Genomic DNA, 6,880 nt, shown 5'->3' with positions numbered 1-6,880 from the left:
GTGGGAGGGCGGGGCGGTAGCGGGCCCAAGGGGCGCGGGGAACTGCGCGATCAGCCCCCACCGGCCGTTCGCCGCGCGGTCGCCGTCGGCCGTCGCGGCGGGGGCGCGGTCGGCCTTCTGACCAACCGAGTCGGGTGGGTGGGGACGACCGCAGGCGTTTTCGGCTCGACCGCCGGAGGCAACCGTCAGCGGTCCGCCACCCTCATCTCGAACCACGTCGTCTTGCCGCGCGGCAGCAGGTCCACGCCCCAGCGGTCGGAGAGTTTGTCGACCAGGAACAGGCCCCGGCCGCTGATGTCCATCTCCTGGACCGGCATCAAGCAGGGCAGGCCCCGGGACGGGTCGCGGACCTCGATGCGGATCCAGCCGCGGCGGCGGCGCATGCGGAGCCCGAAGACGCGGGCGCCGGTGTGACGGACGGCGTTGCCGACGAGTTCCGAGACGAGCAGGACCGCGTCCTCCGTCATCTTCGGGGTGAGTCCCCACTGGCGTAGCACGACCACCTGCGTCAGACGACGCGCCGTGGCGGCGGATTCCGGACGGGACGGGAGCGGAACTTCGGCCTCCGTGGGGTTGCCGAACAGCTCCAACGCCTTCGCGGCAGTTTCGTCCTCGACCGCCGGCGACCAGCGCGCCGCAGTGGCACGGCAGTGTCCCCGCGGCTGTTCGATACCCTCCAGCCCCGCCATGCCCCCATCATGGCCGTCCGCAGGGCCCTCCGGGGCCGTTCCCGAGGAATACACCCCCCGGAAGCGCTCATTCCGCACGACTCGGTCGGCATATGACAGGGGCAGTTCGGTGCCGTCCACAGCCTTGCCGACCTGCGACGAAGGGTCCACTGGAGGCAATCGACGGGCTCCCTCGACAAGACACGCTTAAGGTTGCCTTAAGGCTCCCATAAACCGCTCCATCGAGGGACCCGGAATCAGACGTCCTGTCAATTGCAAGTGGCTCGGCGGAGTTTCAGACCCGAAGAGACCAAAGACTCCCCGCCCTCAGAGGAACTTGGCCTTGCCCGGCCCCTCCTCCACGAAGCTCCGCATGCCCCGCTCCCGGTCCTCGGTCGCGAACAGACCCGCGAACCAACCCCGTTCCACCGCGAGCCCCGTCTCGATGTCCGTCTCCAGGCCCGTGTCGATCGACTCCTTCGCGGCGCGCAGCGCAATCGCCGGGCCCTGCGCCAGCTTCGCCGCCCACGCGTGCGCCTCGGCGTAGACCTGGTCCGGCGCCACCACGCGGTCCACCAGGCCCAACTCCCGCGCCTCGTCGGCCTTCACCATCCGGCCCGTGAAGATCAGGTCCTTCGCCTTCGACGGGCCGACGAGACGGGCCAGCCGCTGGGTGCCGCCCGCGCCCGGGATCAGGCCGAGCAGGATCTCCGGCTGCCCCAGCTTGGCGTTGTCCGCGGCGATCCGGAAGTCCGCGCACAGCGCCAGCTCGCAGCCGCCGCCGAGGGCGTAGCCGGTCACGGCCGCCACCACCGGCTTGGGGATCCTGGCCACCGCGGTGAACGACTCCTGAAGGGCCCTCGCGCGCAGGACCATCGCGGTGTGGTCCATGGCCTGCATCTCCTTGATGTCCGCGCCCGCCGCGAACACCTTCTCCCCGCCGTAGATCACCACGGCCCGTACGTCGTCCCGCCGGCTCGCCTCCTCGGCGAGCTCCTTGAGCCGGTCCTGGGTGGCCACGTCCAGCGCGTTCATCGGCGGACGGTCGAGACGGAGGGTGCCCACGCCTTCGGCGACTTCGAGATTCACGGTCATGGAAGCAGGTTAACGGGGACTAACGGCGACGGCCCCGGTGCCGTACCTCACATCGAGGCAGGCACCGGGGCCGCGGATCGCCGTGGGCTTACGCCTTCCACTTCTCCCAGGACATGTTCCAGCCGTTCAGCCCGTTCTCCGGAGCCACCGTCGCGTCGTTGGAGTTCTTCACGACCACCACGTCGCCGATCATCGAGTGGTTGAAGAACCACGCGGCGGGGGTGTTCTTGTCCCACGCGCCCTTGACGTCGCGCAGGCCGATGCAGCCGTGGCTGGCGTTGTAGTTGCCGAAGGCGCCGCCGCCCCAGTAGTTGCCGTGGATGAAGGTGCCGGAGTCGGTCAGGCGGGTGGCGTGCGGGACGTCGTCGATGTCGTACTCGCCGTCGTAGCCGACCGTGTCGCCGTTCATGCGGGTCTCGACGAACTTCTCGGTCATGACCATCTGGCCGTTCCAGGTGTCGTACCCGGGCTTGCCGGTGGTGACGGGGATGGTCTTGACGACCTTGCCGTCCTGCATGACCTTCATCTTCTTGGTCTTCACGTCGACGACCGAGACCTGGTTGCGGCCGATGGTGAAGGTGAGCTTCTTGTCCTGCTCGCCGTAGACGCCGTCGCGGCCCTCGACGCCGTCGAGGTTGAGGTCGACCGTGACCTTGGTGCCGGCCTTCCAGTATTTCTCGGGACGGAAGTCGAGGCGGTCGTTGCCGAACCAGTGGCCCGCGACCTCGACGGCCGGCTCGGTCTTGATGGTGATGGCCTTCTCGACGTCGTCGGGGTTGGTGATGCCCCGGGTGAAGCGGATCGAGAACGGCATCCCGACGCCGACCTCGGAGCCATCCTCGGGGGTGAAGTTGCCGAGGAAGGTGTTCTTCGGGGTCAGCGTGGTGAAGTCGGCCTCCTTGGCGGCCTCCAGGCCGTCGGAGTCCTTGGCGACGGCGTGCACCGTGTACTTGGTGGCCGCGGCCAGGTGCGTGGACGGCGTCCAGGTGCCGCCGTCGCCGGATATCTCCCCGGCTATCGCGTTGCCCTTGGCGTCCTTGACCTCGACGTCCGTCAGCTTGCCCGTGGCCGCGGTCACCTTCAGCGCGCCGCTGGTCTCGACGGACTTGGCGCCGTCTCCCGGCGCTATCGTCACGACGGCCTGGGACTTCTTGGCCTCCGCCGTACTGGAGTCCTCGCCCTTCCCGGCCCCGGCCCCCGTCTCCGATCCGCCGCCCCCGCCGCACGCCGTGACGGCGAGCAGCAGCGTCCCGGCCAGTACCGCCATCCCCTTGCGCCGACGCCAGCCGCCCGCGTTCGCCGCGTCAACCGACGCCCCCGATATCGGCCGCACGTTCAAGTCGTTCTCCCCTCCCCGGACCTGGTAAGGCCCGCGCCCCCACGCGTTTCCCGCGCGCACCGGCGCATATTAACCACAAGGTCATGTGCGTCGGCGCGGCGCGATTGTCACCGTTCAGTTCCAACATCGGCCGATAGCCGGCCGGTCGAGCCGTTCGGGGAACTCACCCCCGAACCCGCCCCCCTGTCCTGTTACTTCACCGCACTACCCGTCTTCCACTCCTTCCAGCCCATATTCCATCCTCCGAGGCCATTGTCGGGAGCGACCTTTTTGTCATTGCTGCGGACCACCTCGACGACGTCCCCGATCAGGCTGCGGTCGAAGAACCAGCCCGCGGGGGTCTCGGAGCCGCCGCCCTTGACGTCCCTGAGCCCCACGCACCCGTGGCTGACATTGCTCTGGCCGAAGATGGAGGCGTCCGCCCAGTAGTTGCCGTGCAGGAAGGTGCCGGAGTCGGTGAGGCGCATGGCGTGCGGGACGTCCGGGATGTCGTACTCGCTCTTGCCGTCGGCCTTGCGGAAGCCGACCGTGGCGCCGTTCATCCGGGTCAGTTCGAGCATCTCGGTGACGACCATCTTGCCGTTGTACGTCGTGTTCTTGGGGGCGCCCGCCGTGATCGGCACGGTGGTGAGCAGCTCGCCGTCGCGCCGCACCTCCATGGTGTGGCGGGCCGCGTCGACGACGGAGACCTGGTGGCGGCCGACGGTGAAGGAGAACGTCTTGTACTGCTGCCCGTACACCCCGGGCGCCCCTTCGACGTCCCGCAGCCGCAGTGCGACGGTGACCCGGGTGCCGGGCTTCCAGTAGTGCTCGGGGCGGAAGTCGAGGCGGGCCTTTCCGAACCAGTGCGGGCGGATGTCCACGGCGGGCTCGGCCGTGACCCGCACGGCGCGTTCGACCGCGGCCCGGTTCTCGATCTCGCGGTTGAACTCCAGGGAGACGATCATTCCGGTGCCGACGGTGGAGCGGTTCTCCGGGGCGACGTATCCGATGAACCGCTCGTCGGGGACGTACGTGGTGAAGGTCGTGTGCCGTGCGCTGCGGCGCCCGTGGCCGTCGAGGGCCACGGCGTCGACCGTGTACTTGGCGGCCAGCGCGAGCCCGGGTTCCTCGGGTTCCCAGCGCAGGCCGTCCTTGGAGATGTGCCCGGGGACCGGGGTCTCCTGGGCGTCCTGGGACTTGACCACCTTCACCGACTCCAGGCGCCCGCTGACCACCCGGACCAGCAGCGGGTCGTCGGGGCGTGCGCCCTTGGAGTCGTCGTCGGGCGTGACCCGGATGACGTCCTCGGGCGCCGGTGCCTTGCCCGGCATCTGGTCGACGCCGCCGTCCGTAGTGCAGCCGGCGGCTCCGGCCAGCAGTCCTGCCCATGTCAGTACGGCGGCCAATGCGGCCCCCGCGCGCCGCGCGCGCCCTTGTACGTGCCTCACGAAGACCCCAACGACGGGGGCGGCCTGGGGGAAACGTGAGTGCGACCCACGGGGTGGGCAGAACATGTGGGAGGACGACGCGACGGGGAGCCGCGGCCAGGGACGACCGGGTGCTCTCCATCCCCCTCGTGTGGTCCCTGAGCCGTGGGAGGCCGACAGGTGTCGAGCGCAGCCGAGCAGGAGGCGGTGGCCGGGGCGGTGGCCGCCGAGGAGGGGCGCCCGGCCGCCGTCGTGAACGGCGCGCGGCGCAGGGCCCCCGCCGTGCCCGTGTGGCCCGGCGCGCCCCTGCCGCTCGGCGCCCGCTTCCGGGTCGGCCCGGACGGGGTGGCGGGTACCAACTTCGCGCTGTGGGCGGGGGGCGCGGAGGCCGTCGAGCTGTGTCTGTTCGACGCGGACGGGAAGGAGACTCGGGCCAGGCTGAGCGAGCTGACGCACGAGATCTGGCACGGGTTCGTGCCGGGGGTGATGCCGGGGCAGCGCTACGGCTACCGGGTGCACGGCCGCTGGGACCCGTGGACCGGCGGCCGCTGGAACCCGGCGAAGCTGCTCCTCGACCCGTACGCCCGCGCGGTGGACGGCGACTTCAGCCTGCCGCCGGAGGTGTACGGGCACGTCCGTGACTGGCCGCAGCAGCATGTCGCCGACACCGTGCGCGACGAGCGGGACTCGGCGCCGTACGTCCCCAAGGGCGTGGTCGTCCACGATGACGACGACTGGGCGGACGACCGCCGGCCGAAGACGCCGTGGGCGGACTCGGTGATCTACGAGGTGCATGTGCGGGGGTTCACGAAGCTGCACCCGGGGATCCCGGAGGAACTGCGGGGCACCTACGCCGGTCTCGCGCACCCGGCCGCCGTCGAGCACCTGGTCAAGCTGGGCGTGACGGCGGTGGAGCTGCTGCCGGTGCACCAGTTCGCGCACGAGGACCACCTTCTGCGCAGGGGTCTGCGCAACTACTGGGGCTACAACTCCATCGGCTACTTCGCCCCGCACGCCGCGTACGCCGCCTCCGGTACGACGGGTCAGCAGGTCGGCGAGTTCAAGCGGATGGTGCACGCGCTGCACGCGGCCGGGATCGAGGTCATCCTCGACGTGGTCTACAACCACACGGCGGAGGCGGGCGAGCTGGGTCCGACGCTGTCGCTGAAGGGCATCGACAACCGGGGGTACTACCGGCTGCAGTCGGACGCGCGCCGGTACGCGGACTACACGGGCTGCGGGAACACCCTGCACGTGGTCCAGCCGCACGTGCTGCGCCTCATCACGGACTCCCTGCGCTACTGGGTGACGGAGATGGGCGTGGACGGCTTCCGCTTCGACCTGGCGGCGGCGCTGGCCCGCTCCATGCACGACGTCGACATGCTCTCGCCGTTCCTCGCGGTCATCGCGCAGGATCCGGTGCTGCGGCGGGTGAAGCTGATCGCCGAGCCGTGGGACGTGGGGTCGGGCGGTTATCAGGTGGGCGCCTTCCCGCCGCTGTGGACGGAGTGGAACGACCGCTACCGCAATGCCGTACGGGACTTCTGGCGGGGTGCGCTGCCGGACGTACGGGATCTGGGGTACCGGCTGTCGGGTTCGAGCGACCTGTACGCGTGGGGCGGGCGGCGGCCGTACGCGTCCGTCAACTTCGTCACCGCGCACGACGGTTTCACGCTGCGGGACCTGGTGTCCTACGAGCGCAAGCACAACGAGGCGAACGGGGAGGGCAACCGGGACGGGTCGAACGACAACCGGTCCTGGAACGGCGGGGCCGAGGGCGAGACGGACGACGAGGCCGTACGGGCACTCAGGCGGCGGCAGTTGCGGAACCTGCTGACGACCCTGTTGCTGTCGACGGGGGTGCCGATGCTGGTCGCCGGGGACGAGCTCGGGCGGACGCAGCGGGGCAACAACAACGCCTACTGCCAGGACAACGAGATCAGCTGGCTGGACTGGGGGCTGCTGGAGGAGCCCGGCTGGAAGGCCCTGTTCGACCTCACCTCCCGGCTGATCGAGCTGCGCCACCGGCATCCGGTGCTGCGTCGCCGGGCCTTCTTCTCCGGGCGGGCGCACTCGGCGGACGGGTTGCGGGATCTGGCCTGGTTCACGCTGCGCGGTACGGAGATGACGGAGCGGGACTGGTACGCGCCCGCTGCCACGCTGGGGATGTATCTGTCCGGGCGGGACATCCCGGGCCGCGACGAGCGCGGGGCGCCGGTCCTCGACGACAGCTTCCTGGCCCTGCTGCACGCCGGGGAGCAGCCGGTGAGCTTCGTGCTGCCGGGGCCGCCGTGGGCCGAGCGGTACGAGGTGGTCGTCGACACGTCGCGGGAGGAGCAGGGGGACGCGCCGGGGGTGGAGCATCGGGC

5 protein-coding genes are annotated in these 6,880 nt (G+C 70.4%); 1 reads left to right on the top strand and 4 read right to left on the bottom strand.

Annotated features, from left to right (window positions below; genetic code table 11):
* Positions 1 to 185: 185 nt before the first annotated feature.
* From L0P92_RS40390 to L0P92_RS40375, 4 genes are all read right to left on the bottom strand, one after another.
* A complete protein-coding gene (locus tag L0P92_RS40390) occupies positions 186 to 689 on the bottom strand; it encodes an ATP-binding protein (protein WP_234768119.1) in 504 nt (167 codons plus the stop codon).
* A 306-nt stretch (positions 690 to 995) separates the two neighbouring features.
* Positions 996 to 1,763: an enoyl-CoA hydratase/isomerase family protein gene (locus L0P92_RS40385; RefSeq protein WP_234768118.1), complete on the bottom strand. Its 768-nt coding sequence runs from the start codon at positions 1,761 to 1,763 to the stop codon at positions 996 to 998.
* 88 nt (positions 1,764 to 1,851) lie between these two features.
* Positions 1,852 to 3,102: a L,D-transpeptidase gene (locus L0P92_RS40380; RefSeq protein ID WP_234768117.1), complete on the bottom strand. Its 1,251-nt coding sequence runs from the start codon at positions 3,100 to 3,102 to the stop codon at positions 1,852 to 1,854.
* Positions 3,103 to 3,293: 191 nt separating this feature from the next.
* Entirely contained in the window at positions 3,294 to 4,532 is a 1,239-nt protein-coding gene (locus L0P92_RS40375) for a L,D-transpeptidase (protein WP_234768116.1), read from the bottom strand.
* A gap of 159 nt (positions 4,533 to 4,691) precedes the next feature.
* Here L0P92_RS40375 and glgX point away from each other — a divergent pair.
* On the top strand, positions 4,692 to 6,880 hold a 2,189-nt coding region (glgX, locus tag L0P92_RS40370; protein WP_234768115.1), incomplete at its 3' end, for a glycogen debranching protein GlgX.

Origin of the sequence: Streptomyces muensis (assembly GCF_021474425.1) — a bacterium.
GTDB lineage: Bacteria > Actinomycetota > Actinomycetes > Streptomycetales > Streptomycetaceae > Streptomyces > Streptomyces muensis.
This window is presented reverse-complemented; position numbering and strand designations above follow the sequence as displayed.